The organism is Alteromonas sp. 4NH20-0056 (genome assembly GCF_057539655.1).
Window position 1 is genome coordinate 235,208 of record NZ_BAAJLS010000001.1, and the last position, 25,110, is coordinate 260,317.

Below are 25,110 nucleotides of genomic sequence, written 5' to 3' on the forward strand. Positions count from 1 at the left end.
TTAAATGTTTATACCGCGGTTTTTCGCTTTTTCTTTAATGTAAGGTTCCCAAGCCGAAGCATTTCTGCGTAGCGACCGGTCTTTCTTAGCTTCTTGAACGTGCGTATACGCTGCTCTGTAATCACCTGCATAGAAATTCGCTTCCATTAATGTAAAGTGAATTTTTGCTGGGTCATCAGCACCGCGCTCAAGCGCGTTCTCAAGGGCTTTGATGGCACCTTTGTAATCTTCAGCTACAAGACGAAGAGTACCTTCCTTTCTGTAGTGCTCTGGGTCTGAACTTTTCGCTGCAGCTTTTGCGTAAATATTAGCTGCGACTTCATAGTTCTTAGCTTGGTGATAAGCATTAGCGATAGACGCAAGCATATCAGCGTCTTCTGCTATCAAACCAGACTTAACACCCTGTTCTAACACTTTTGCTGCTTTGTAAGGCATACCATTCGTTTGGTATAACTGTGAAAGTGTTTTAACTTCACTGTCTTTCTTCAAAAAGCCTTGGTTGTAAGCGAGTTCAAAAGTAGAAAGGCCTTTCTTAAAGTCTTCAACAAGAAGATAGAAGAAACCAAGCTGTGTCCACCAACGAGGTTCCTCTGTAAAGTTACGTACCAGATCTTCTGCTACTGCAACCGTTTGAGGATACATCTTACGCTCGTAGTATGAAGTAAGCTTTAACACATATGGGTTTTTATTTGGCTCATCGTAAAGCGCGATAGCACGGTCGGCAGGCTCAATCATTTTATCTAATTGCTTAGACTCATAATATGCCTGCGCCAAACGCGTATAAACGTCTGCATCTTCTTTACACGTAAAGTCCATCCATGCGTTATACCACTTTATCGCATCTGTGTACTTATTCTCCTGCATGCTCAAATCACCTAGCAATTTAAGTGTTTGAGAATGTTCAAGATCGTTAAGTACTTTTGGCTCTACTGAATTTACCAAATATCCAAGTGCTTTGGTGCCTTGACCTTCTTGCGCTGCCAATAGGTTTCCGATAAAACGCTCAACATAGGCCTTATCGAAATCGTCTGATGAGTCAATCTCATACAACACACCCAGTGCTTCATCAACTTGGTCTAAGTTGTAAAACTCAAACGCTTTTTGAACCTTTTTACCTGTACGCTCGCCTACTAATGTTGTTTTACCCTTTTCATACCCAGGGCAAACAACAGGGGCGGATTGCGCAAGCGCTACTGGGGCACTAAGAATAGCACCCGCACCTAGCACTAAAGCAACGGCTGACATTTTGAATGTACGTTTCATCATGATCATTGCTCCAGTTTAAAGTCTAGTTGAACAAACATACCTGGTTGTCTAACCGGCTTGCCGTCAACGATCTTAGGCTTGTATTTCCACTTACGTAATGCACGACGCGCTTCACGGTCGAAAACACGCTTAGGCTCTGCTTCGATCACTTCTATGTCTTCCACACCACCAACTTCGTTGATAGTGAAAGAAAGTCTTACCCAACCTTCACGGCCGTCACGGGCTGCATCAGGTGGATATTTAGGATCGATACGTACGATAGGCGTTGCATCACCGTCTCGCTGCATAGCACCTACGCCACCGATATTCACACCAACACCACCGGTGTCTACAGCCGGTATTGCAAGGCTAAAGCCGTCTGCATCCGGTTCTGCCGTTTCCGGTTCTACAGGCTCCATTTTAGGAGGCTGCGCTGGAGGCGGTGGAGGCGGCGGTGGTACGCGCTGACGCGTTTGCGTCTGATCGTCAGGTTCCTGCATCACGATATCAATTACCGGTGCTTCAGGAACTTCATCCGCTGGACGAGCTGAATTTTCAATCAGCTTAGCCATTAGCACGAACAGGGCAAATGCAACACCAGCACCTAGCAATATAGATACAATTATACGTCCCATCTTAACCCCTTGCTGCTACCGAAACTCGGTTAACGCCTGCCGCTTTAACCTGATCCATAATTTCAACTACTAGACCATGCTTCGCTTTCACGTCTGCTTGGATAATTACGTAGTCGGTTGGCTGCTCGGTAAGCAGTCGCTCAATATTAGCTCTAACGCTGTCCGGCGCAACTTCACGTTTATCTAGCCAAACATTACCATCTTCTGAAATCGCGATGAAAATGTTTGCATTTTTGTGAAGGAACGCCTGGCTCGCATCTGGCTTGTTAACTTCAATCCCTGCTTCCTTAACGAAAACAGTGGTAACGATAAAGAAGATCAGCATGATAAATACAATGTCCAACATGGGCGTCATATCTATCTGAGCATCTTCTTCCTCGGTTCTGACTTTTCGAGCCATAATCTCTCTCTCTAATGATGTGGCAGGCTATCAACTAGCCCTTCTCTTGCCAGCTTCACTTTCGCTTCAAGACGAGAACTGATAAACAGCCCAGACAGTGCAGCAACCATTCCAGCCATAGTTGGAATAGTAGCCATTGAGATACCAGCTGCCATTAGACGTGCGTTGCTGGTTCCCTGCGTTGCCATTGTCTCAAAAACACTGATCATTCCAGTCACTGTTCCAAGTAGACCGATTAACGGACACATTGCAATGATAGTACGGATAATCAACATTCTAGCGTTTAAGTCATCTGACGCTTGAGAAATCCACGCGTCACGGATTCTATGCGCATACCATGATGTGGTATCTGCTCGGGCATCCCAGTTGGCGATGATGTTTTTCTTCACCGTTGGGAAGACCGAAGTTAAATACCAGTAACGCTCAATCATTAAGACCCACATGAGAAAGAGCGCGGCAGCAACGAAGTATAGTACGTCACCGCCGGTAGCGATAAAGTCCCTGACCGATTCAAATAATCCAATCAGGTAATTCATATTACGCTTTCTCCGACTCTGAATGAGCTGCTACGATACCTGCAGTTTGCTCATCAAGAATATGGATGATTGATTTGCTACGTGATGCAACAATGCTGTGAGTAAGAATAAGTGGCAATGCCGCTATAATACCCTGAGCCGTTGTTACAAGTGCCATTGAAATACTACCTGCCATCATACGAGGGTCGCCAGTACCGAACAATGTGATTGTTTGGAACGTTGCGATCATACCTAGTACGGTACCTAGTAGACCTAGTAGTGGAGCAATTGCTGCGAAAATCTTGATAACGTTAATGCCGCTTTCGATACGTGGAAGTTCACGTAAGATTGCTTCATCAAGTTTAAGCTCTAGGTTCTCAGCGTCTGCGTTTTTATTCTCTTGGTATACCTTAAGGATACGGCCAAGAGGGTTGCTGTCAGAAGGGTTACCTGGGTTCTTAAGCTGTGAACGCATTTTACCGCCAATAACAGTAAGCGTAACTAGCTTGTAAATACCGATTAGTAAACCAATCGCTAGCATAGCAGTGATTGTATAACCTACTGGACCACCTGCGTGATAACGCTCAGACATTGTCGCTTTTTGCTTCAATAGACCAAGAATCGCACCTTGAGAAGGGTCAGTATAAAACGGAACCATGCCAGATGTCGCATCAATAAGATCGCCAGCTGACGCTACAAAGTGACCGTCTGGTTGACGACCTAGAGGTTGAACCACTTGGTTTTCAACATCATATGTAAGGTAGCCGTCTTCGCCGATTAGGTTGAACGTACCAACACGAACAACTTCTTGCTGTGATGAACCACCGTCAAGGTTAACAACTTCTGTTGTGAAACGAACTACTTCGCCGCCTTCAGTCATTTCTTTCTGAAGTGCAAACCATAAGTCTTCAAGTTCAGAAATGTTAGGAAGACCTTTTGAATCTTCAGACATTTCAGCAAGAAACGCTTCGCGTCCAGGGAACTGAGCGCTAACAATCGATGTAGAAACACGACCGTATGCTTCAGATGAAGCTTGACGTACTACACCAAACATTTCGCCAAGTGTGCCTGTTGCTTGGTCTAGTTCAACCGCTTTATCGTTCAACGTTACTTCGTTGTCAGAAAATTGCTGTTGTAGACGGTCGCCACGAGCTTTTTCAGCTTTAAGTTCGTTCTGTGCTTTACGTAATAAAGCTTGTTTATCAGCACGTGCAGCTTGGAATTCAGCCTCACGTTGCTTGTTGATGCGTGCCTGAGACACTCGGTTGTCTTGAACTTGGTCAAGCAAATCTTTCAGGCTCTTTGCTTCCTGAGCCTGAGCTCCGGTTGCCACAACTGCAAGCGTAGCGGCGGCTAAAAGAGATTTGAATACTGGTTTCATTAACAATTACTCCGCTGCGCTAATTGGTAGTTTGATTAGGTCTGCAGGAATGATGTTATTTGCCATCTTAACTGCATCAACGACTGAAGAAACGTACTCGTCTCCCAGTTGCTCCCATACGCGGCTTTCGTTGTTCCATGCCCAAGCGTTTGCTTGGTCAAGAGACAATGCAACCAATGCGGTACGACCAAGGTTAAAGAAGTCAACAGTTACTTCTGTACCGTTGTCATCGATTGTACCTTGATAAGAATTGATCTTAGTGCCGTACTCAACTTCAACTAAGTATGCTTCAACGACTTGGCGGAACTGCTCTGAAACAGTAACGTTTGAGTTAGCCATAACATCACGAAGACGTTGAACACGCTCAAGACGCTCGTCTAAGTGAATTGGGCGATCAAGCTTGATGAACTGCTCAAGGCTGTCAATCATGCGGAACATCAATGGAACAATGCCCTGCTTGGTTTGCTCGATGCTGTCGATTTGACGTTGTAACGAGTCTATACCACGTTGCTGGTCAGCGACCAAGCTAGCAATATAATCGTTGTAGATTTTAAGGTTTTCTGTCTCATCTACCGTTTGACGATATTCAACAAGTAGTTCTTGAGATTGCTCGAACAACGTGTTGATTTTTTCTTGAGATTTCGCCGCAGTCGCATGAATTTTAGCTTCTTCTTTATGAAGATCTTCTAGCGTATCTGCAGAGACTGCGCTACCTGTTAGTGCGAATGCACCGATAACAGTAGAAGCAATAAGAGTTCTCTTGCTCATTTTGGACATAGTTCCCAACCAAATTTCTTATTTGAATCCTCGCCGCCGTTTGATAACAACCCGGCAAGGGGCGTAATAAAACTTTTACAATGTTGTTTTAGGAATGCAGTAGTAGCCTTCAAAGCTATTACTACGAACGTAGTATACTCACATGGAATACTGCGCTTAGTCAAGTAACAGGCTGTTTACACTTGTGAGTATTTTGCACATCTGTTCATTATCCACACAATTTGTATTACGTTTAACCAACCTAACCGACACTTATCACTTAATCGTTTTACTTTAGTTAATAATAATCCTGTTCGCCACTATTTTGCTTTAAACCAGCCAGTAAGCGCGTATCGCGGCTGTTGAGCAAATGGCGTGACGTACGTCACGCTGTGAATGTGTTTAACATCAAACAGGCTTAATGAGTTAAATTCTGGTGTCCACGATTCAGTGGTCCTACCATCTGGTTCAAAAAACTGCAATAACCCGCCCCAATCAGGATGCCACTCTGGCGCTAAGTTAATTACGTATGCCAGTCGTCTCCCTTCTCTTTCTACAACATCTTGATGCCTTGTTAAAAATTGACCGGGAGTATAACGTGTGGCTTGAACACTTGCGCTGGCAATATCTTCAAAACCGCTCAGTTCCCGTGCCCACGCCAACACTTCTTCACTGTTTATCCATTGGTGAAATTTACTCATCATCGGGATGGGCTCAACAGAGGTCACTAAATGTCTGCCATAAACAAAACCGACGCCTTTAGCTGCGTTCTGCATGACTTCCTCATTTACGCGCTGTTTGGTTTGCCCGTCCATGTTTCGCCATGCGGTTTCTGTAATACTGTCGTATTGGCCATTTCGAACTACTGCCATTTCAAACTTGACATCATTCGTAAGGCTTAACAGTAATTCACTGGCAAACTCTTCCTCTAAAAATGAGGTAACGCGTACTTTGCGATCATTTGAAAACTCGTTTTTTATCGCGTTTTGATTCAAGGCTTTGTTTATACCTTCAGACATAAATCTCCCGTTTTTTCTTATATTTTCTAATACAATATCATCGATATTAATTAGAAAGTTGGCTAAGCAACGCCAATTTGTTATTAATACCCGTGAATTTAACAATAATGAAAGCCAAAAAGCTATGAATCATTCTTTTCAATACAGTTGCTCTATTGACGATAAGCCAGTTTGGGTATTTGACAACCTATGCACACAAGAAGAAGCTGCCTCTATTTCTAACGGATTAAATATTAGTGCCTTTAAAAGAAATGAAGTAGCGAGACCAGATACTGCAGAGTACAAGCATTGGGTCGTTTCTCTTTCAGATGCACAAATTAGAAGCCTTCCAGTTTACGAACGAGCAATGAAGCAAATAAAGGAAATAACCGGTAAAGCGTACCGAGCGTACCGAGGGTATGTTAACTACGCGTCCTACGGCGATATGCTGTTCACGCATACCGACTGCTTACCCGAGGCAGATGAACTTACTGTATTGGTTTATCTGTGTCCCGAATGGAACATTGAATGGGGCGGTGAGACGTTATTCTACAACGCATCAGATGACTGTGTCTTTGCCAGTACACCTAAACCAGGTAGAACGGTCATTTTTCACGGTGCAATCAAGCATGTAGGCCGCCCGCCAAATCGAGTTTGCTATAGCCCCCGTTACACGCTTGCCTTTAAATTAGAACCTGCCGAATAGCACCTATAGTAACGATCATAAAAGCGCCACGTTTAACCGTGGCGCTGTTGTTCACCATCGCGCAAATCGTTGCTACAAAGGAACAATATCGAATGCGACAGTCATGCGGTGTTGTTCTGATTTGATAGGGTTAGTACCGTGCCACATATAAGAAGGGAATAGAACCAGATTACCCGCTACTGGTTTAATAGCATAGTCTTCACAAAGGGTAATATTTCCTAAATCCGGACGTCCAAACACCAACCATCCGTTACCATCCTGTTCAACTTCATCGGGCACATCTACGTAGTAAACGCCACTCAACCACCCAGCGGAATGATAATGAGATTTATGAAACCCTGTTTTTCTAAGCTTTACCGACCAAGAGCCTTTAAATGCAAACTGGGTGGACAGCCGTGATAAGAACGGATGCTTTTTCATACCAACTTGCGATGCAACAAAAGCACTAACGTTCTCAATAATACGTTCTTTCATTGTTTGAATAACCGGTGCTGGATCATCAAACAAGTCTTCGAAAGTCTGCGATCCATGACGCAATGATTGCCCGATAGGGTGTTGCTCATTGTTGTGTAGGGTAAGCAAATACTGCTGTAACTGACGGTTAAATGCTGCATTGATGTTCTCGTCTGCATATAACGCATTGGCATAAACAAACGCGTCATAATTACATAATGCAGCATAGTCAGGATAATTGCCCTCCAGTCGCAATGCCGTTGAATACAATGTCCAAAAGCCTTGATTGTCAGGTGCCAGTTTACAACATGTCATAAAGCATTGTTTTGCTTGCGCAACACGATTAAGAGATAAAAGCACATACCCCTGCTCAATTAATAATGGCAGTGGCTCCTTTTTCATTACCTGAGCGTATTTGCTGCAAATTTCCAATGCCTGTTCATATTCACCACGTTCTCTCAAAACGCGGCTGTAATAAGGTGCAGCAACCTTGACGATGTCTCGCTGCTGAGTATCTAATAACGTCTTAAGCCACGGCAGAGCATCATCGAATTCGTCAATATTTATTGATAAATCACAATAAAGCAAAATCAAGTCTGGTGATGTGATATTCAAACGCTCTTTTAAATACCGGAAAGGATCGTCATCATTTTGTGTCCACAGGTAATGGGCTAAATCGTGATGAAGCCCCCTGTGCTGGGGAAACGCCCCCACCCCTTGTTTGTATACCTCAATGGCATCATTCGACGCATTATTAAGGGCTAAACATGCCGCTAAATTTTGATAGATATCCGGTGCTGCTGCGCCTGCTTGCAGTGCTCGCTGATAAAGACTAATAGCCTCATCTAACTGTCCCGCAGTGCGTTTGATGTTCCCTAAATTATTAAGCGCAATAACATGAGATGGCTGGTCGCTCAAAACCTTTAGTAACTGACAGGCTGCCTCCTCAATATCATTTAACTCAACACATAATCCAGCGTACGCAATACGGGTATTTAAATGCGAGGGGGCAACAAGCAATAGGGAATTGAATAACGATTTAGCGTCGTCAAATCGTTTCGCCGTCACTAGCGCTCTTGCCATATTATATTCGTAGTCGAAATACTTTGGCCTTATCGCTAGTGCTTTTTTGAAATACATTACGGCTTGGCGCGGCTCATTTAACTCTACCATTAAATTCGCTAGTGAATTCAGCAAGTCGGGATGACCTGGGAACCGCTTTATGCCTTTTTCAAAAACGCTTTTCGCTTTCTTTAATTCTCCAAGCTTTCTTAATGCGCCGCCGTAAATTTGTGGTATGACTGCGTCGACTTTCTGCAATGCAACGTTTTGACCAAGAGAGCTTACGACAAACTCATAATGTTTAGCTTGATACGCTTGGATAAGCTGCGGAATAATAATTGATGGATTGGCGGACATTATTTATAAAACCTACTATCTATATTTGCAAGTACGCCGAACGACGAAGACCAAGTGTTATACTTGCGCATGATATCTTTGATATCGCTCCTTTCTGCTGTCGTTAAATGAGGGTTCCATATATCGATGATTAATACCGCGCGCTGCTTATCTGATTCATTTCTTGCGCTATGCTCGTAGCTATCATCAAACAAAAGCGATTTACGCTGTTCATCCCACAACACCGTCTGCCCCCCTACGGTCAACGACGCATTTTCATTTATCACAAGTGGAATATGAAGTGTCCACTTAATATTGGAAATACCAAAGTGCGGAGGAATAACTGCGTGTGGTTGAAGTACAGAAATTACAACTTCAGGAGCATGAGGCGCACAGTTGGCGATGAGGTCACTCGTGAGAGCCTTTTTGCACGCAATAGGCAATTGCTCACCTGCAACCGTTAATTTGCCGGCTTTTATTAAGTGAACGGACGTCCAGTTCTCTTTTAACTTATTCCATTGTTCGGTGTTAGGTGCACCGCCTATCGTATCTATATAACGTTCTTGAGCAATGAGCGCCATGTTACACAATAGTGACCTATATTCAGCTATCGTCTCAACAAACTGCTCTAGACCTTCAATGCTTTTGGGGTCAGTAAATGGGGAAGATGGAAGGTTTGGCACGAAAAAGAAATTTGGTTGCTGTTGCACCTTGTCGAATTTTTTTGGCATTGTGCCACACAACATCTCGACAGCATCACTTACCCGCTTGCTACTTGGTATGCCATGGAGCATTTCATAAAGCGCCCTTCGCGATAAATTTGCTGCATTACGGATATGCGTTATTCTATTCTCTGAAAGGGTGTCGATGGAATCGGGGTAAAGAAAGCTTTTATCTTCGGCATGAATGTCTGCATAAACATTGAGTGCGTCAGAATACGCTTGTTTAGCAAGATAGCTGGCAATTTTATCTATTTTAATTTTTATATTAGACATCGATATACAAATAAGGGGCTTAAACGCCCCTTATCTTAAATCATTGCTAGCAAATTTTACAGACTAACGCCCGTCACCGCCGCCTGTTGAGTAAGTACGCTGACTACGAAACCAGCCCTCTTTTGCCGTTTCTTCCATTACCTCACGCTCTTCAACCGTATAACACACGCGTGACATGCGGTTAGAGCCAATCTTTTTCTCCATTTTACAAACCATTCCATCATCGCCTTCAGCGTTAGTTTGATTTGCATAAGACTCACTTTCACCACTGTTAGTTGATGAGCAAGCTCCAAGAGAAAGCACTACAGAGAGCGCAAGTAATGAACGTGTTACTAATTTCATCCGTGTTATCCTTTAGTCTAATTGTTATGAACTAACTTACCATAAGTTGTTGGCATTTCTCTAATCCATTTTGTAAGTAACCATTTATTTGATGACACTGTCGTTTCACCTGCGTGGTAACTTTTAAGCAATACATTATTATTTTTATCTACATTAGTAAATATCAACACACTCCCCGCTTGTGGTTTTATACTCTTACCAAGCTTAGGAAAGATTGTTCTACCACCGTCATTGACGGTATTCAAATATATGAGTGCGGTTTGGCAACGCTGACCGCCGTCGTTGTAAATTGCACAATCGGCATCTACTTGAATCGCATCGTAATGGCCTTTGTATTCTTGGCCGGGCGAGTAGCGAAGCAGGTTTAAGTATTCGCCATGACTTTCTCTTGTTTGGCTTATTGTTGCAATAAGCCTATCGACTTTTCGAACATGCCAATCGCAATGGTTTGCGGTTATCGGTGCTACATAGCTTGTACGTATTTGGTCGTATTTTCCCTCTCCTGTTTGCGGGTCTACCACCATCGAAGGTCTCAGTAGCGCGCTAAACCGAGTAACGAAATATGCACATTCAAATTCTGACAATACATCAAAGTATTGCGTAACAGGGAGTAGTTCATCAACGACATCGGTAGAAAAGGTGTCTTTTCCAAGGCCTACCGTCACTGCGTCGACGATATCCGAGTCACTGCAATCGCTATACGCTTTACAACACCACTGGTGAATACCGAGTTGCTCACAAATGTTCGGGCTGACGGCTTTAAGCCAACTGCTTACCATTGAGAATGGTTTACTTCCGGTAGATAAATATGAAAGGGCCACAAGCGATGCCTGGCTATTTCCCCTTTTCGCAAGCGCTACCAGCCGCTTCGCAACATCGTGGACGTCAGTAAAACATTGATTAAAATAACCTATTAACAGTTGATGGAATTGAACCGTGCTATTGCTCGCTGCAGGAATACGGTAAAGATAATCAATAACCTCTTGTGGCGCGCTATGCATATTGAAATACGCATAATCAAGTGCTGCACTAATATCCCCAAGTTCTCCCGCCTGCTTAAACAGCAACATGGCACTTACTTCATCGCCTTTTTCTATTGCCCGATTGGCATCAGCAATTATAGAAGAAATCTGCATACCTATTTGCCCAAATAAAAAAAGCCTCCGAAGAGGCTTTTTAATTCATAGATTATATTCTTTAACTAACTTCGATTAGAAGTTCACGTTTACACGTGTGTAGAAGAATGATCCTGGGATTTCGTACATTGACGGGTCAAAGCTGTTAGCAAACGTCGAGTAAGAAACTTCTGGGTCTGTGTTGAACAAGTTGTTCACACCAACAGTAACGCGCAAGTTGTCGTTAACTGTGTAACCTAGTGATACATCGTGGTAAGCCATTGCTTCTAGCTCGTTAAAGCTATCGCCGCCAACTTCAGCACTTGGGTCAGAACATAGTTGCTGATCCAATGCACCGCCGTCGATTGCACACTCTTCAGTTGTGTTACCGATATAACGAACTAACCAGTTAGCTGTCCAGTCATCGTACATCCACGTTGCACTAATGTTAGTACGTAGGCGTGGAACAACGTCACGGTCGCCTGCACGGCCAGCGTCATTGATTGTAGTTGATGTATTAGATACTGGATCTACAATGATTACAGAACGCTCATCGATGTAAGTACCATCCCAGTTAAGGCGGAAGTCACCGTATTCAGTTTCAAAGTTATAAGCAACGTTATAATCGAAACCAGACGTTGTTTGACCACCAAGGTTAACTAGGCCGTTGAACAAGTCAACAACGTTACCGTTAGCACCACGAGTGATAAGTGAACATAGGTTTGTACCTGTCTGCGCACATGCATTTAGGATAGTCTGTGCACCAACACCAGATACCGCACCGTCTACTTCAATGTCGAACACGTCAAACGTGATTGACAAACCTTCTACTGAAGAAGGTGAGTATACGAAACCGTATGTGAAACTTTCTGCTTCTTCAGCTTCAAGGTTCGCGTTACCACCAACAGTGATACGAATCTGTGAGTTAGGCTGAACATATGCTGCTGGAATACCCGCACAACCTGGAAGGTTAGGGTTTGCAGCTGCACCACCATTACATGGATCTGTTAGTGGTGGGAATGAATCACTGTTACCTAGGAACAATTCGTTTAGTGACGGAGCACGGAACGCTTCAGAGAACGTACCACGAACAATTAGGTCTTCAGTTACACGCCATTTAAGGCCAACTTTAGAGTTTGTGGTGTCACCAAAGTTGCTGTAGTCAGAGTAACGAGTTGCTAGTTCAAGATCTAGTTGCTCAACACCAGGCATATCAGAAAGAAGAGGTACAGCCAATTCTAGGTAGAATTCTTCAACACTGAATGAACCAGAGGTAGGCTGACGCGCGTTACCTGAAGTGATACCAGCAGCGATGATTGCATCTGGTTGGTCGAAACCAGACTGCCAGCGCTTCTCATAACCTGCTGCGAATGCTAGGTAACCAGCTGGAAGCTCCATGATCTCGCCAGAGATGTTCGCTGAGTAGCTTTCAAGCTTTGAGTTAAGCGTGTCTTGAGCAGTAAAGGTGATGAAATCAAGCATATCTTGCGTGATAGTACCTTGACCGATATCAGTAGAACCACCAAACAAGTTAAGCGGAGTACAGTTACCTGTACAGTTTGCTGGGTCACCAATTGCAAGACGTACACGGTCCATGTTAAGAAGACCGTCTGTCAATGTGTTCTGCGTGATGTCTGCATACGTGTAGTTTGCATCCCAGTAAAACTCGTGATCGCCTAGCTCAAATACGCCTTCGAAACCACCGTTGAACTGGAATTGGTCAACGTTCTGTGCAAACTGACGGAAGCCAGCTTCCATCATACGACGACCGAATAAGAACATTTCTTGTGCATCAGGGTTCGCATCAAGAACTGCTTGATCAGTAGTTACGTCAACACCAAACGGGTTGAATGGGTGGTTACCAGCAAGTGTAAAGCCTGAGTCACCAAACGCTGTACCAATGAATAGTGGCGTAGGTGCAAGTGCCTGTGCTGATTTACGGTTACCGTAGAACGCTGTAGCGTTTACTGAGATATTATCAGAAAGCTCATAACGCGCCTGAGAATAAATGTTTATTCTTTCTTGTGGAGTAGAAAGATAGTTAAACGGTGCAAAGTTGAAACGGCTATCAGGTTCAACCCACGGAGAAAGACCGCCGTTGCTATCACCTTGCAAGTTATTAGCAGAACCGTCTTGGTCAAATGTGAAGAAACGACCTTGAGGTGGAGCAGATGAACCGCCAAAACCTTGTGGTGTACCAAATACAGGTACTGAAGAAATCTCACGGTCGCCCGCTAGTGTTTCTTCTTCTTCAACGTAACTTACGTTGAAATATACGTTACCTTTTTCGTTTGCAGTACCGAAACCAATGTCCCACTGCTCACGAGCGCCATCGCCTTCATCCCACTGACCAACATAACCAGAAGCATGAACACCTTCGAAGTCTTGACGAGTGATGATGTTGATTACACCAGCAACCGCGTCAGAACCGTATACCGCAGACGCACCGTCTTTAAGTACTTCGATACGCTCAATGATAGACGCTGGGATGTTGTTAAGGTCAACTGAACCGCCAAGGCCTGGAGCCCAGCGCTTACCGTTAACAAGAACAAGTGTACGGTTAGAGCCAATACCACGAATGTTAATCGTAGTAGTACCGTTACCACCGTTGTTGTTGTTAGTGTTGATAGCAGAACCCGCAGATGGGATTGCTTGAAGAACGTCACCGATTGATGTGATACCGAACTTTTCAATATCAACACGGGTCATAACTGTAACAGGGTTTGCGCCTTCGACGTCAGTACGACGAATACGTGAACCAGTTACTTCGATTTTTTCAACAGCGTCTGCCGCTGCTTCTTCTTGTGCGTTAGCTGCACCGGCGAAACCGATGGTTGACGCTGCGCCAAAAGCACAAGCCAACTTCACTGACTTAGCCAGTTTAGAATTTGTAAACATGTATTGTCTCCCTGGACCACTAAAACTATTTAGTGTGTGTTTCTTAAATCGTTTGTAACGAATTATTATTAGTAAGGTCAAAGCCTCGACAAGATAATAACCATATGTTGAGGACAGGGTCAACCTGGATCAGATGGGTGTAATTCAAAAGTTCAATATTTTTTCTATATTTCATCAAATAGTGTAAATATTAACGTACAATTAACATCTACCTTACACATTGACGCCAAAATACGCTCAAAATACAGTCAGTTTGAATTTTTTACGTTTTTCTTCATTATTATTAATACGAGCAAGCACTTGCTTGCTCGTATTAATAATAAAGTCGGTTTATCTACTTTGTTAAGATGCTTTTAAATAAAAACCCAAGTGACGTTTCACGTCCTCTGGCAATGAAGGCAGTGCGTCTTTAGGCAATAAAAATGTCGCCATATTAAAGAAATCGAGAAATATCCTGTTAGATTCGGTGGTCTTCTTTAAGTAGTGATGTCCAGATGACCCGCCCGTCCCTATTTTTGTACCTAGCATTCGTTGAACCATCATTGCATGCCGATAACGCCAAATAGTGAGCTGTTCGTCTATCTCTGTTAGTGCCGTGATTAATTGAAAAGGAAGGTTAAAAATAGGCTCTTCAGAATACTGTTTAATGAATAACGCTGACAGCAGTGCATCATGACTCAGCCTAAACTTCCCTTCTTCACGCAACGTATTGAATTTATCCTCATCAAATAGCGCATCAAAATTTGTTTTAGTGCCTTCCCAATCTTTAAGCTCTTGTCGAATTTCAACATCGCTTAACATGCTGTTAGTCGTAATCGTCTGCCTGTCTTCAGCGAGCATTTCATTTGTTGCGGCTTGGTAATACTCCCAAAAATCAAACTTATCAATTTTAAGCAACGGCATACGTGCTAGCCATTTATCAACAAGTTCAAATAAACTTGGCTTGTCTTCCAATCCTTCAAGTAGGGCCCGGTCATCTTCAGAAAGTCGGTTGTAAAAACTCTGCTTATCAAAGTCAATGCGATACTCGCGCTTCAACCCTAAAGAAATTTCGAGTCGCTTAAACTGAATGCTTTGAAAACCCGATGCGGGGACTAAATAATCTCTAAATGAGAGAAATTGCTGAGGCGTCATCGTTTCCATTATCGCAATTTGATCATTCATCAATCGCTGAATTTGGATAACTCGCTGTAGCCGATGCACAACTTGGGTTAACGCTTGGTCTTGCACTGTAGGTTGGTTAAACGCATCAATAACCGCATTTAACTCATGCAGTACTTGTTTAAACCACAGTTCATAAACTTGGTGTACAACAATGAATAACATTTCTTCGTGTGCAGGTTTGCCGTACTTGGTACTTTGAAGGTGCTGTGCCCCTAGAACTTTGTCTAGTTGTAGGTAATCACCGTAATAACAGGGTTCTATATTTTTCTTCATGTCGTGCATGCTTTTTGTTGTTAATGCCCAAGACAATACTACCACTGCATCCTCGACATCGACAAAATTCAAGCTATACCTTTACATAACAGCTGTAATTCTGTTCAAGTATGGCAATATGGAAACAATAAATATGAGTGGGGAAACTATGAAGTTAGATGATGATATCCATAATTATTATGAACACCTTGTCCTCGAGCGCATTGCTGAGCTTGGTCTAGATAACACCAAGACACCCGATTTCTTAGCGGACTTGTGCTGTCTTGCACTTAATCAAGTGCCGCCTCGGTATATTCGCTATGAGGTAGATATGGCATTTTACTTACCGCAAAGTGAAAGAAATCAGATGGAAATGAACGTTGAATATGCCGTAGACAAAGCCATTAAGTATTTAAATGATATGGAAAAGCGACCGCCTAAAGAAAACACAAAAGAGATGGCGTGAATTACGTTAAGGAGATTTGGGTGGCAGGCCTCCAGCCACATCCCGGCACATGAGTCGTTTGCTGCGGCTGCTCCCTTCCAGGCCTGACCGGGTTCACAAAGTATCATTGCGGGAGGACCAAAAGCCCACCATAGAAAACGCGCTTACCGCAGAACTACTCGCCCCGCTTCAGTGCGGGGCGCATTATGACTATTTGGCCGCTAAGTTTCAACCCTTATTCGTAAAACGTTCTTCTGCGATAGTATTCGCTACACGGTTTGTTGCCGCATTTTCAGATTCGGCTCGTGTGTATATCTCTTTTAAGGTGTCACCAATTTTCTCAATATGGGCACGCATGGCGTCGTTAGAGCTTTTCTCCATACGCTGATGGAAAATATCGATAACCCCACCTGCATTGATCACGTAATCTGGAGCGTAAAGAATACCGCGTGCAACTAACAAGTCGCCAATATCTTCTCGTGCCAATTGATTATTTGCAGCTCCCGCAATAACCTTTGCTTTAATCGTAGGTAATGTTTGGTCGTTAATTGCTGCACCTAGTGCACATGGCGCAAGTACGTCAACGTCAAGGCTAAGGATGTCTTCTGGCGAAACGGCTGTCGCACCAAATTCAGCCACTGCTTTCTCTACCCCTTCAGGATAAATGTCCGCAACAAACAATTTTGCGCCCTCTTCGTGAAGGTGCTTTGCAAGACGGTAGCCTACATGTCCCATGCCTTGAATAGCGACAGATATACCATCGAGGTTGCGCTTCAATCCGTATTCTACAGATGCTTTTAAGCCCACGAATACACCGTATGCAGTCGACGGCGCAGGGTTACCGTCTGGTACTTCGCCCGCATAGTGATATTGGGCATTAACGCCCGCAATATAGTCTGATTGCGTTGCCATGGTTTGAAGGTCAGTAACAGCAATGCCAGAGTCCTCAGCGGTAAAGTATTTCCCGCCTAGCGATTCAACAAATTTGCCCATCGCAAGCATCATTTCTGGTGTCTTTTCTTTACGCGGATCGCCGATGATAACCGACTTACCACCGCCTAACGCGAGGTTCGCCATTGCCGCTTTGTATGTCATTCCTTTGGATAAACGAAGAACGTCAGTCAATGCTTCAGCGCTATTTACATAAGGCCACATTCTACAGCCGCCCAATGCAGGCCCAAGATTGGTATTATGTACAGCAATAATAGCGCTTAACCCCGCCTTCTCATCGTGATAAAACGCAACATGTTCGTGATTATCGAACTCACTGTGATCGAATACTGACATACATTCCCTTATTAAATGTGCTGTTAATGATGCCAAGTCTATCTGAAAGGCGAGAGGACAAGCCTTGCTAAGTTTGTTGATGAATTTTACAAACTGAAATACAGGATAAATCATTACTAATTTTCTAGGACAGCTATCCTAGAATTTATTTTTATATATAATGAACATCATAAAATCGATGGATACTTCGTGAATGAAATTAGATAAATTTGACCGTGAAATTTTAAGAGTGCTACAACAAGACGCAACTGTCTCCATGGCTGATTTAAGCCAGCGTGTTGGGCTGTCTCATACTCCATGCTGGCGACGTGTAAAACGCATGGAATCTGAAGGCATTATATTAGGAAAGGTAACCCTACTTAACAGTAAAAAACTAAACTTGGGCGTATCAGTGTTCATCTACGTAACGCTGAAGAACCACGACGGCGACTCGTTGACTGACTTTGAAAATGCAGTACAAAGCATTGATGAAATTGTCGAGTGTCACACCACCAGTGGCGAAAAAGACTATCTACTTAAAGTCATCGTTGAAAGTATTGAAGAATACGAATACTTGTTAAAAAATAAGCTAACCCACTTACCTCTAGTAGACCATTTAAGTTCAACGTTTGCGCTAAAACAGGTTAAAAACACCACCGAACTCCCTATTAAACGCCAATAAAAAAGCGCAGTGTATACTGCGCTTTTTTATAATGAGAAGCATATTTATTGCGCGTCTGATTGGTTCTCTGGTTTCGCTTTTTCGAACGCGTCTAATTCGTTGCAGTTATCTGCAATTTTATTAAGCAACGGATAGGCCGTCATATCAACGCCGAACCGTTTCGCATTATAAACTTGCGGTACAACGCAAACATCGGCCATGGTAACGTCAAAATCAAAGCAATATTTACCTGCTTGCGTTTGTAAACGCTTTTCAATGCCGTTAAAACCTTGCTTTATCCAATGCGAAGCCCATTCAACAACGTCGTCTTGAGAGGCGCCAAAGCTTCCTTTTAGCGCATTCAACACTCTCAAATTGCCAATCGGTTGAATATCGCATGCGATGTCCTGTGCTAACGCCCTCACCCGCGCGCGCTCATTCCGATGCACGGGAATGAGTTTATGCTCAGAGTCAAAGCGCTCATCAAGATATTCAATAATTGAAAGCGATTGATTAAGGATGATGTCTTCATCGTCGTCTACGAGCGTAGGGACTAGATGCGATGGATTCATGCGAGAATATGACTGAGCAAACTGCTCACCACCGTCCTTCACTAGATGCACCGGAATATATTCGTATTCAACACCTTTTAAGTTTAAGGCAATACGCACACGATAAGACGCGGTAGAACGCCAGTATCCGTATAGTTTAATACTCATAGTAGTATCCAATATTACATAAAATGAATGGGTCGCCGTTGCTCGCAAAAGCGACCCTCACGATATCTAGTTTAGCGGTTTTACCTGCTGTTCTATAGCACCGAAGATACTGCTCCCTTCCTTGTCGAGCATTTCAATGCGAATACGATCGCCAAACTGCATAAAGGGTGTCGATGGTTTACCATCACGAATAGTTTCAATCATGCGGACTTCTGCAATGCACGAATAGCCTACTCCACCTTCCGAGATAGCAGAGCCGTGATCGGTTCCCTGCTTGTTGGATACCGTGCCTGAACCAATCACGGCGCCAGCACCTAGGTTTCTGCTTTTCGCTGCGTGAGCAACTAACTGCCCAAAGTTGAACGTCATATCTTGTCCCGCTTCAGGTTTACCAAACAACTCACCGTTGTACGTTGAGCGCAGTGGAAGATGCACTTTATTATCGTTCCACGCATCGCCTAGTTCATCTGGCGTCACGGCTACAGGTGAAAAACTTGATGCGGGTTTTGATTGGAAGAAACCAAAGCCTTTCGCAAGCTCTCCTGGAATAAGACCACGCAGTGATACGTCGTTTACAAGCATAATTAAGCGAATACGTTCGCCAGCCTGTTCGTCTGAACATCCCATTGGTACATCATCGGTTACAACCGCAACCTCGCCCTCAAAATCAATCCCCCAGTCATCGCTTGGCAGGATAATATCCTCTTGAGGACCGATAAAATCGTCAGAACCACCTTGATACATTAGCGGGTCAGTCCAGAAGCTTTCTGGCATTTCAGCGCCACGCGCTTTACGCACTAACTCCACATGATTAACGTAAGCACTGCCGTCTGCCCATTGATAAGCGCGAGGTAGTGGAGACTCACAACGGCTCGCATCAAAAGCAACCGACTCACGCTGCCCACTGTTTAACTGCTCGTAACGCATTTGCAGTTGAGGAGCAATCGCTTGCCAATTATCTAGCGCTTGCTGCATTGTGCTGCATATACCTTCAGCACTGCATGCCTTTGTAAGGTCTTTCGAAACTATCATTAGCGTGCCGTCACGCGTATCATTTTTATACGTTGCTAGCTTCATCGTATTTCCTCTGGTTTTAATGCACCAATATTTAAATGCGTTGATATCTGCTCTTTATGCCATTGGTTATATGTGTTTGAGAAGGGATGACGCAATGTTAGCTTATTTCGCTGTAAGGCTTGCTATACAGTGCGCCAGGCTTTGCCCGCCGACGCACCGTATTTTAAGTATCTAGGAGAAGGGATGTAAATAAATCGAGACAGAGGCAGTCTATAATTTCACTGTCGCTTTGTTTATTCCGTACTCACGCAATTTGTTGGCTATCGCGGTGTGGCTTAATCCAAGCTTTTTCGCCAGCTGGCGTGTACTTGGATAAAACGGGTACAACCGTTTCAACAGATCTTTTTCAAACTTTTTCACTTCTTCATCAAGGGTACCGTCGAAGTTTTCGTCAATATAAGTCACGCTAGGCGCACAACTCGGAAGTTGAATATCCTCTTTGGTGATTTCTTTGCCATCAAGCAGCGATAATGCCCTGTAAAGTGCATTTTGTAACTGACGTACGTTCCCCGGCCATGGATATTGCTGTAAGAACTCGACACATGACTTACTCAACTTCGCAGGCCGTTTAGCCAATTTATTGCTGTGTTGGAGAATGAAAGCCTCGGCTAATGGAACAATGTCTTGGCGCCTGTCTTTTAACGAAGGCATAACCAAGCTCAGTACGTTCAACCGATAATATAACTCTTTTCTGAACCTTCCTTCTTCGACAAGTTGCCCTAAGTCTCTGCACGTCGTGCATATAAATCTAACATCAACTTTTACAGGTTCAGCATCACCTACTCGTCTAAATTCGCCATCTTCCAAAACTCGCAACAATTTAGCTTGAAGTTGTGATGACATATCGGCGATTTCATCAAGCAGCAGCGTACCGCCTTTTGCTTGTTCAAGTAGGCCCACTTTCGCAGACGTTTGATTGAATGCGCCTTCGGCGTAACCAAACAACTCTGTTTCAGCAACACTGTCTGGTAACGATGCACAGTTCAATGCCAAAAATGCACCTTCACTGCGTCGGCTCGACTGGTGACACGCCCTGGCGATCATTTCTTTTCCTGTGCCCGTTTCACCAAAGATCAGTATTGGGGCATCTAAATCTGCAACCCGCTTGGCCTCATGCACCACTTTTTTCATAAAGGCGGAGTGCGTAACAAAACGGTCAAAGCTGTCGGTTGGCGCCTGATGAAAGACACTTAACTGCTGCCCTAGCCTCATTTCAGATTTAAGAATAACTACCGCACCCGCCATGATAATGTTGTTATCACCATCAGGCACCGTTATCGGTAGCATGTCTGCCACATAATCCTGCTGAATAAATTTCACTTTAGACGATTGCGCTCGAGGTTGGCTGCCGTCCATCCACTTAGTGAAATTAAACCCTTTAACCAGTTCACCAACCTCTTCCCCTTCAATCTCACTGAAAGGAAGTTCCAAGCCTGACGTAACCGCCTCGTTACACAACAGAATGTGTCCCTTGGCATCAATCGAAAAAACGGGGTCGGGTAAGGTTCTTAAAATGGCTGACAATTGCGTCTTTTCCCGCTCTCCAGGCATAAAAGGCGTTGTTTTAACGTCGTCAATCCCTTCAATTCTTCGAATTTGCGGCATGAGATGCTGGAAATCAGCAAACTCTATATTAGGAAAATTGAGGAAAATTTTCCCAACAGGGTCAATTTCAATTCCTCTTAAGTCAATTTCGTGCGTAACGAGAATATCCAAAACATCTTGAGCAATACCAAGACGGTCCTGACAGCTGATTTCTAGGCGCATACAGAGTGTTAACTATAGTTGTAAAGATTAGTGTACAAGATATCATACTTTTACAAAAAGATAACAAGATTTTTGTTACAGATCGTAAATCTAAAAGAACGCAGCTATTGTGCTTAAAGGTGGGGAAGCGCGCCACGCAATATTGTGGCGCGTCAAATAACGTTAATAACTCGTTAACTTGCTTTCTTTTCCTTTGGTGGGAAAAGTGGGGAAAATAGACCGAGCGCTTTCGCTTTTTCGACCAGTGCCATGATGTCCATCTCAGCCAACTCAAAGAGGTGGTCAAAATCGGGCAAAATGTAATAAAGCGGTTGCATTATATCGATTCGGTATGGTGTACGTAGTGTATCAACTGGCGTCAGTGGCTTACGTACCGGCGTATCGCTATCCAACGCATAAATGGTTTCACCTGGAGATGACAAAATGCCACCGCCATAAATCTTAAGCTCATCGTTAGCGCGAACTAGACCAAATTCTACGGTAAACCAATAAAGCCGCGCAAGATACACTCTGTCTTCCTTGCTGGCAGCAAGCCCTAACTTTCCATACGTGTGCGTGAAGTGCGCAAAGGCCGGATTGGTTAACAGAGGACAATGTCCAAATACTTCATGAAAAATATCGGGCTCTTGTAGATAATCAAACTCTTCTCTGGTTCTTATGAAGGTAGCGACCGGAAATTGTTTGTTCGCGAGCAATCTAAAAAATTCGCCAAAGTTAATAAGTGCTGGAACTTCGGCCGTTGTCCACCCTGTTTCACGCTCAAGGACCGCGTTAATATCCGGTAGTTGGGGAATACTATCTTTCGATAGGTTCAACAGTGCTAAACCGTCCATGTATTGTTTGCACGCCCGCGCCTCAACCAACGGAATCTGACGCTCGTAAAGTTCAGACCAAATTTGATTCTCCTCATCACTCCAGGAAATAATTCCAGACGCATCGGAAACTCTTGATTTGTATTGGGTGGATTTTGACATAACTTCTTTTGTCATCGCGTTGCTTAAGTTGTGGCAGTTAGTCTAATGAAAAAGCACGGTTCTGGAAGTCTGCCACGTATTTGGCTTGTTAAAAACTGCGTAACATTTATTTTACACAGATAGGCTATCCAATTGTATTTAATAACAAAAAAGCCTCAGCAATTGAATTAATGAGGCTTAATGGTTCGTAATGTAATGACTGAATTAAAGGCGACTTATTTCACGATTTAGCTGGTACTCTTTAGACGTGACATACGTTTCCATTTTACGCAATCGCATTTCCGCTTTATCAAAACGACTTTTGATATCATGAAATGCTTGCTTAGGCGGCTCGCCGGCTTGCCAAACCTTAGTTTTCACCTCCACTCTGTTGGTAGATTTTACCTCACCAACATTTGAGTTTCTCCACCCTTTGCTGCTCATGTTGAACATTGGCTTTTGTGGTTGCACATTAGCGCCATGTGGCTTTTTATCAAGAATAAACCAACAGGCAATGTAGGCGACAAACATAAATGGCCCGGCAAGTAAGAAAAAGCCTGTAACCGCCAAGATGCGCACTAACCATGTTTCTAAACCAAAGTAGTTGGCGATACCCGCACACACACCCGCAATTCGTCCATTCTCGCTATCGCGATATAGTGGTTGACCGTTTCTCACGCGCGATTCCTCCACTCAGGTGCCTCGCTGTCTAAAATGGCTTCTAGCGTTTCGATACGCTCGCTCATTTTTTCAGCTTGGCCCGCCAGTGCTTGCAACGACGCATGTTCTTCTGCACTTAGGCCTTGGTTCACTTGTTTTTTACTGCGGTAATGCAATATTAGCCATATTGGTGCCACAAAGATCATAAATATGACTAGGGGCATTACCAGCATTGCAATCATGCCTTCATCCATTTCGAACCCTCCAATAACTTGTTACACGCTGCCCATTACAGACAGCTTTTTACTTATTCTGACGCTGTCGATGATGCTTTTTTACCTTGCACCTTCGCTTTTAGCGCGGCTAGCTCTTCGTCTACCTTATCACCAGCCTCTAACTCCGCAAATTCGTCGTTCAAGGATTTCTTGCCTAAATCATAGGCGTCTACCTGAGACTCTAAATCATCTATTTTACGCTCGTATTGCTCAAAACGCCCCATTGCATTATCAACATTGGTGCTATCCAGCGTGCGTTTAACTTCTAAACGCGAACTTGCCGTTTTTTGGCGCATGATAATTGCTTTTTGACGCGTCTTAGCATCAGCCAGTTTATCTTGTAACTGTCCAATCTCGTTCTGAAGCTTACTGATCTGTTCATCTACCGCCGCAAGCTCTTTAGAAAGAGACTCTGCTGCTTCCGCTGACTTTTTCTTTTCTTGCAACGCCGAACGGGCAAGGTCTTCGCGATCTTTGCTTAGCGCTAGCTCTGCTTTCGCCTGCCAATCATTAGCATCGTGTTCATATTTACTGATTTGGCTGACAATATCCTTTTTGTTAGCGAGTGTCTTTGCTGAAGCTGAACGAACTTCAACAAGCGTGTCTTCCATTTCCTGAATGATTAATCTAACCATTTTCTCAGGATCTTCCGCTTTGTCTAAAAGCGCATTAATATTCGAATTCACAATATCAGTGAAACGCGAGAAGATACCCATAATAATTACCTCTTGCTAAAAACGGTTTGTAAAAAACACTAAACTTGCCAAAGTATTATTCAATTTGCTTGCCAACTTTTAAAACAACATATAACACTGATTTTAAAAAGATTTCTTTATTCTCAAATAATCCTCGTATACGTCTTTTTTTTACTCTACACTATTAATTGGTCGAAATGACTAACAATTGAGGGTTTTAATGAGCAGGTATCGACAGCAAGACAATTTATTGGGGCAAGCCAATAGTTTTTTAGAGGTGTTAGAGCAGATTTCGCAAATAGCGCCTCTGGACAAACCGGTACTTGTTATAGGGGAGCGCGGAACAGGGAAAGAGCTGATTGCTGCTCGCCTTCACTTCCTCTCAAAACGCTGGGATCAGAATTATGTAAAGCTAAATTGTGCGGCACTCAATGAAAACTTGTTGGAAAGCGAATTATTTGGATATGAATCCGGTGCATTTACCGGTGCAGCTAAGCGTCGTGAAGGTCGATTTGAGATCGCGCATAACGGCACCTTGTTTCTTGATGAACTAGCGAATACCTCTGGCATGATTCAGGAAAAACTACTGCGTGTTGTTGAATATGGTGAGTTCGAGCGTGTAGGTGGGAGTAAATCTGTTAAGACCGATGTTCGACTCATTGCCGCAACCAATGAAGACCTGCCCGCCCTCGCTGATGCCGGTGAATTTAGGGCCGATTTACTTGACCGCCTCGCTTTTGACGTCATTACCATCCCACCACTGCGAGAACGTCGTGAAGACATCATGATGTTAGCGGAAAACTTCGCAATTAACATGGCTCGCGAGATGGAAATGGAATTGTTTAGCGGGTTTACAGAAAAAGCGAAGCGTACGTTATTAGAGTATGAATGGCCGGGTAATATTCGTGAGTTAAAGAACGTGGTTGAAAGAGCGGTATATCGAACGAACAATCCACACCTTCCTGTTCACGATATTGTGCTTGACCCTTTCGAATCAGCGTTTAGGCCGCGTTCGAGAATCAAAACGAAAGACAGAATTCAAATACAAAGTGCAAATGACGACAATGCAGAACAGACTAATGAACCCGTTTTGCAAGACACGAGCGTTCCCTCAGCCGTCCTTGTCACACCTCAAACCATTGTTGACTACCCCATTGACTTAAAAGAGCGATCTCAACAATACGAAATTGATATGATTAGGCAAGCCCTCGCCGATAGTCAATTTAATCAAAAGAAAACTGCAGAAAAACTCGGCTTAACGTATCATCAGCTACGTGGATATTTGAAAAAATACAATCTTCTTGATTCGTCAGCTGAGAATATGGAATGCTAAAACCGC

General features: G+C 43.6%; 25 protein-coding genes and 1 other RNA gene. 4 read left to right on the plus strand and 22 right to left on the minus strand.

The genetic code is table 11. The annotated features are described in order from the left end of the window. The 7 genes from AC27EZ_RS01065 to AC27EZ_RS01095 form a co-directional block, all read right to left on the minus strand. Positions 1-1,266: a tetratricopeptide repeat protein gene (locus AC27EZ_RS01065; RefSeq protein ID WP_487133542.1), complete on the minus strand. Its 1,266-nt coding sequence runs from the start codon at positions 1,264-1,266 to the stop codon at positions 1-3. Between the two features lie 2 nt (positions 1,267-1,268). Continuing rightward, positions 1,269-1,880: an energy transducer TonB gene (locus AC27EZ_RS01070; protein WP_487133543.1), complete on the minus strand. Its 612-nt coding sequence runs from the start codon at positions 1,878-1,880 to the stop codon at positions 1,269-1,271. A 1-nt stretch (position 1,881) separates the two neighbouring features. Then, a complete protein-coding gene (locus tag AC27EZ_RS01075) occupies positions 1,882-2,280 on the minus strand; it encodes an ExbD/TolR family protein (protein ID WP_421133967.1) in 399 nt (132 codons plus the stop codon). An 11-nt stretch (positions 2,281-2,291) separates the two neighbouring features. Further along, on the minus strand, positions 2,292-2,816 hold the full coding sequence (locus AC27EZ_RS01080; RefSeq protein ID WP_421133966.1) for a MotA/TolQ/ExbB proton channel family protein: 525 nt from the start codon (positions 2,814-2,816) through the stop codon (positions 2,292-2,294). A gap of 1 nt (position 2,817) precedes the next feature. After that, positions 2,818-4,176, minus strand: a complete 1,359-nt coding sequence (locus AC27EZ_RS01085) for a MotA/TolQ/ExbB proton channel family protein (protein ID WP_487133544.1) — start codon at positions 4,174-4,176, stop codon at positions 2,818-2,820. A 6-nt stretch (positions 4,177-4,182) separates the two neighbouring features. Continuing rightward, positions 4,183-4,944 carry a DUF3450 domain-containing protein gene (locus AC27EZ_RS01090; RefSeq protein ID WP_421133964.1) on the minus strand — a complete coding sequence of 254 codons (762 nt, stop codon included), beginning with the start codon at positions 4,942-4,944 and terminating at the stop codon, positions 4,183-4,185. 308 nt (positions 4,945-5,252) lie between these two features. Beyond that, positions 5,253-5,951, minus strand: coding sequence for a 2OG-Fe(II) oxygenase (locus AC27EZ_RS01095; RefSeq protein ID WP_487133545.1), 699 nt, complete (start codon positions 5,949-5,951; stop codon positions 5,253-5,255). Between the two features lie 124 nt (positions 5,952-6,075). Between AC27EZ_RS01095 and AC27EZ_RS01100 the strand changes: the two genes are divergently transcribed. After that, complete coding sequence (locus AC27EZ_RS01100) at positions 6,076-6,636, plus strand: 2OG-Fe(II) oxygenase (protein WP_487133546.1); 561 nt, start codon at positions 6,076-6,078, stop codon at positions 6,634-6,636. A 72-nt stretch (positions 6,637-6,708) separates the two neighbouring features. On the opposite strand, the gene AC27EZ_RS01105 is transcribed toward AC27EZ_RS01100, so the two are convergent. The 6 genes from AC27EZ_RS01105 to AC27EZ_RS01130 form a co-directional block, all read right to left on the minus strand. Then, positions 6,709-8,508, minus strand: a complete 1,800-nt coding sequence (locus tag AC27EZ_RS01105; protein WP_487133547.1) for a tetratricopeptide repeat protein — start codon at positions 8,506-8,508, stop codon at positions 6,709-6,711. Continuing rightward, a complete protein-coding gene (locus AC27EZ_RS01110) occupies positions 8,508-9,482 on the minus strand; it encodes an aspartyl/asparaginyl beta-hydroxylase domain-containing protein (protein WP_487133548.1) in 975 nt (324 codons plus the stop codon). Before AC27EZ_RS01110 ends, AC27EZ_RS01105 begins: the two co-directional genes overlap by 1 nt. Positions 9,483-9,545: 63 nt before the next feature. Further along, entirely contained in the window at positions 9,546-9,824 is a 279-nt protein-coding gene (locus AC27EZ_RS01115) for a hypothetical protein (protein WP_487133549.1), read from the minus strand. A 17-nt stretch (positions 9,825-9,841) separates the two neighbouring features. Further along, positions 9,842-10,960 carry a prolyl hydroxylase family protein gene (locus tag AC27EZ_RS01120; protein WP_487133550.1) on the minus strand — a complete coding sequence of 373 codons (1,119 nt, stop codon included), beginning with the start codon at positions 10,958-10,960 and terminating at the stop codon, positions 9,842-9,844. 75 nt (positions 10,961-11,035) lie between these two features. Continuing rightward, positions 11,036-13,837 carry a TonB-dependent receptor gene (locus AC27EZ_RS01125; RefSeq protein ID WP_487133551.1) on the minus strand — a complete coding sequence of 934 codons (2,802 nt, stop codon included), beginning with the start codon at positions 13,835-13,837 and terminating at the stop codon, positions 11,036-11,038. Positions 13,838-14,179: 342 nt separating this feature from the next. After that, a complete protein-coding gene (locus AC27EZ_RS01130; protein WP_487133983.1) occupies positions 14,180-15,274 on the minus strand; it encodes a tryptophan 2,3-dioxygenase family protein in 1,095 nt (364 codons plus the stop codon). 148 nt (positions 15,275-15,422) lie between these two features. On the opposite strand from AC27EZ_RS01130, the gene AC27EZ_RS01135 reads away from it, so the two are divergent. Next, the gene (locus AC27EZ_RS01135) at positions 15,423-15,719 is read left to right on the plus strand and encodes a late competence development ComFB family protein (RefSeq protein WP_487133984.1); all 297 of its coding nucleotides are present in this window, start codon (positions 15,423-15,425) and stop codon (positions 15,717-15,719) included. Positions 15,720-15,745: 26 nt separating this feature from the next. On the opposite strand, the gene ffs is transcribed toward AC27EZ_RS01135, so the two are convergent. Further along, positions 15,746-15,842, minus strand: an RNA gene (gene ffs, locus AC27EZ_RS01140) — signal recognition particle sRNA small type. Positions 15,843-15,926: 84 nt separating this feature from the next. Further along, positions 15,927-16,985, minus strand: a complete 1,059-nt coding sequence (locus AC27EZ_RS01145; protein ID WP_487133552.1) for a Glu/Leu/Phe/Val dehydrogenase dimerization domain-containing protein — start codon at positions 16,983-16,985, stop codon at positions 15,927-15,929. A 193-nt stretch (positions 16,986-17,178) separates the two neighbouring features. On the opposite strand from AC27EZ_RS01145, the gene AC27EZ_RS01150 reads away from it, so the two are divergent. Continuing rightward, positions 17,179-17,646 carry an Lrp/AsnC family transcriptional regulator gene (locus AC27EZ_RS01150; RefSeq protein ID WP_487133553.1) on the plus strand — a complete coding sequence of 156 codons (468 nt, stop codon included), beginning with the start codon at positions 17,179-17,181 and terminating at the stop codon, positions 17,644-17,646. A gap of 44 nt (positions 17,647-17,690) precedes the next feature. Here the strand turns inward: AC27EZ_RS01150 and maiA are convergent, their stop codons facing one another. The 7 genes from maiA to pspA form a co-directional block, all read right to left on the minus strand. Next, complete coding sequence (gene maiA / locus AC27EZ_RS01155) at positions 17,691-18,344, minus strand: maleylacetoacetate isomerase (protein ID WP_487133554.1); 654 nt, start codon at positions 18,342-18,344, stop codon at positions 17,691-17,693. Between the two features lie 66 nt (positions 18,345-18,410). Next, positions 18,411-19,421, minus strand: coding sequence for a fumarylacetoacetate hydrolase family protein (locus tag AC27EZ_RS01160; RefSeq protein ID WP_487133555.1), 1,011 nt, complete (start codon positions 19,419-19,421; stop codon positions 18,411-18,413). Positions 19,422-19,631: 210 nt separating this feature from the next. Beyond that, positions 19,632-21,188 (minus strand): transcriptional regulator TyrR, encoded by a 1,557-nt coding sequence (gene tyrR, locus AC27EZ_RS01165; protein ID WP_487133556.1) that lies wholly within the window; start codon positions 21,186-21,188, stop codon positions 19,632-19,634. 173 nt (positions 21,189-21,361) lie between these two features. Further along, positions 21,362-22,162: a phenylalanine 4-monooxygenase gene (gene phhA / locus AC27EZ_RS01170; RefSeq protein WP_487133557.1), complete on the minus strand. Its 801-nt coding sequence runs from the start codon at positions 22,160-22,162 to the stop codon at positions 21,362-21,364. Between the two features lie 204 nt (positions 22,163-22,366). Then, positions 22,367-22,819 carry an envelope stress response membrane protein PspC gene (gene pspC, locus AC27EZ_RS01175; RefSeq protein ID WP_487133558.1) on the minus strand — a complete coding sequence of 151 codons (453 nt, stop codon included), beginning with the start codon at positions 22,817-22,819 and terminating at the stop codon, positions 22,367-22,369. After that, entirely contained in the window at positions 22,816-23,055 is a 240-nt protein-coding gene (pspB, locus tag AC27EZ_RS01180; RefSeq protein WP_487133559.1) for an envelope stress response membrane protein PspB, read from the minus strand. Before pspB ends, pspC begins: the two co-directional genes overlap by 4 nt. Before the next feature lie 53 nt (positions 23,056-23,108). Further along, a complete protein-coding gene (pspA, locus tag AC27EZ_RS01185) occupies positions 23,109-23,792 on the minus strand; it encodes a phage shock protein PspA (RefSeq protein ID WP_487133560.1) in 684 nt (227 codons plus the stop codon). A gap of 199 nt (positions 23,793-23,991) precedes the next feature. Here pspA and pspF point away from each other — a divergent pair, with 199 nt between their 5' ends. After that, positions 23,992-25,104, plus strand: coding sequence for a phage shock protein operon transcriptional activator (pspF, locus tag AC27EZ_RS01190; protein ID WP_487133561.1), 1,113 nt, complete (start codon positions 23,992-23,994; stop codon positions 25,102-25,104). Positions 25,105-25,110: the final 6 nt, after the last annotated feature.

What these genes read in the sequence shown, in the direction of transcription:
- AC27EZ_RS01065 (WP_487133542.1), bottom strand. Translation starts at nt 1,266, where the DNA reads ATGATGAAACGTACATTCAAAATGTCAGCCGTTGCTTTAGTGCTAGGT.
- AC27EZ_RS01070 (WP_487133543.1), bottom strand. Translation starts at nt 1,880, where the DNA reads ATGGGACGTATAATTGTATCTATATTGCTAGGTGCTGGTGTTGCATTT.
- AC27EZ_RS01075 (WP_421133967.1), bottom strand. Translation starts at nt 2,280, where the DNA reads ATGGCTCGAAAAGTCAGAACCGAGGAAGAAGATGCTCAGATAGATATG.
- AC27EZ_RS01080 (WP_421133966.1), bottom strand. Translation starts at nt 2,816, where the DNA reads ATGAATTACCTGATTGGATTATTTGAATCGGTCAGGGACTTTATCGCT.
- AC27EZ_RS01085 (WP_487133544.1), bottom strand. Translation starts at nt 4,176, where the DNA reads ATGAAACCAGTATTCAAATCTCTTTTAGCCGCCGCTACGCTTGCAGTT.
- AC27EZ_RS01090 (WP_421133964.1), bottom strand. Translation starts at nt 4,944, where the DNA reads ATGAGCAAGAGAACTCTTATTGCTTCTACTGTTATCGGTGCATTCGCA.
- AC27EZ_RS01095 (WP_487133545.1), bottom strand. Translation starts at nt 5,951, where the DNA reads ATGTCTGAAGGTATAAACAAAGCCTTGAATCAAAACGCGATAAAAAAC.
- AC27EZ_RS01100 (WP_487133546.1), top strand. Translation starts at nt 6,076, where the DNA reads ATGAATCATTCTTTTCAATACAGTTGCTCTATTGACGATAAGCCAGTT.
- AC27EZ_RS01105 (WP_487133547.1), bottom strand. Translation starts at nt 8,508, where the DNA reads ATGTCCGCCAATCCATCAATTATTATTCCGCAGCTTATCCAAGCGTAT.
- AC27EZ_RS01110 (WP_487133548.1), bottom strand. Translation starts at nt 9,482, where the DNA reads ATGTCTAATATAAAAATTAAAATAGATAAAATTGCCAGCTATCTTGCT.
- AC27EZ_RS01115 (WP_487133549.1), bottom strand. Translation starts at nt 9,824, where the DNA reads ATGAAATTAGTAACACGTTCATTACTTGCGCTCTCTGTAGTGCTTTCT.
- AC27EZ_RS01120 (WP_487133550.1), bottom strand. Translation starts at nt 10,960, where the DNA reads ATGCAGATTTCTTCTATAATTGCTGATGCCAATCGGGCAATAGAAAAA.
- AC27EZ_RS01125 (WP_487133551.1), bottom strand. Translation starts at nt 13,837, where the DNA reads ATGTTTACAAATTCTAAACTGGCTAAGTCAGTGAAGTTGGCTTGTGCT.
- AC27EZ_RS01130 (WP_487133983.1), bottom strand. Translation starts at nt 15,274, where the DNA reads ATGAAGAAAAATATAGAACCCTGTTATTACGGTGATTACCTACAACTA.
- AC27EZ_RS01135 (WP_487133984.1), top strand. Translation starts at nt 15,423, where the DNA reads ATGAAGTTAGATGATGATATCCATAATTATTATGAACACCTTGTCCTC.
- AC27EZ_RS01145 (WP_487133552.1), bottom strand. Translation starts at nt 16,985, where the DNA reads ATGTCAGTATTCGATCACAGTGAGTTCGATAATCACGAACATGTTGCG.
- AC27EZ_RS01150 (WP_487133553.1), top strand. Translation starts at nt 17,179, where the DNA reads ATGAAATTAGATAAATTTGACCGTGAAATTTTAAGAGTGCTACAACAA.
- maiA (WP_487133554.1), bottom strand. Translation starts at nt 18,344, where the DNA reads ATGAGTATTAAACTATACGGATACTGGCGTTCTACCGCGTCTTATCGT.
- AC27EZ_RS01160 (WP_487133555.1), bottom strand. Translation starts at nt 19,421, where the DNA reads ATGAAGCTAGCAACGTATAAAAATGATACGCGTGACGGCACGCTAATG.
- tyrR (WP_487133556.1), bottom strand. Translation starts at nt 21,188, where the DNA reads ATGCGCCTAGAAATCAGCTGTCAGGACCGTCTTGGTATTGCTCAAGAT.
- phhA (WP_487133557.1), bottom strand. Translation starts at nt 22,162, where the DNA reads ATGTCAAAATCCACCCAATACAAATCAAGAGTTTCCGATGCGTCTGGA.
- pspB (WP_487133559.1), bottom strand. Translation starts at nt 23,055, where the DNA reads ATGGATGAAGGCATGATTGCAATGCTGGTAATGCCCCTAGTCATATTT.
- pspA (WP_487133560.1), bottom strand. Translation starts at nt 23,792, where the DNA reads ATGGGTATCTTCTCGCGTTTCACTGATATTGTGAATTCGAATATTAAT.
- pspF (WP_487133561.1), top strand. Translation starts at nt 23,992, where the DNA reads ATGAGCAGGTATCGACAGCAAGACAATTTATTGGGGCAAGCCAATAGT.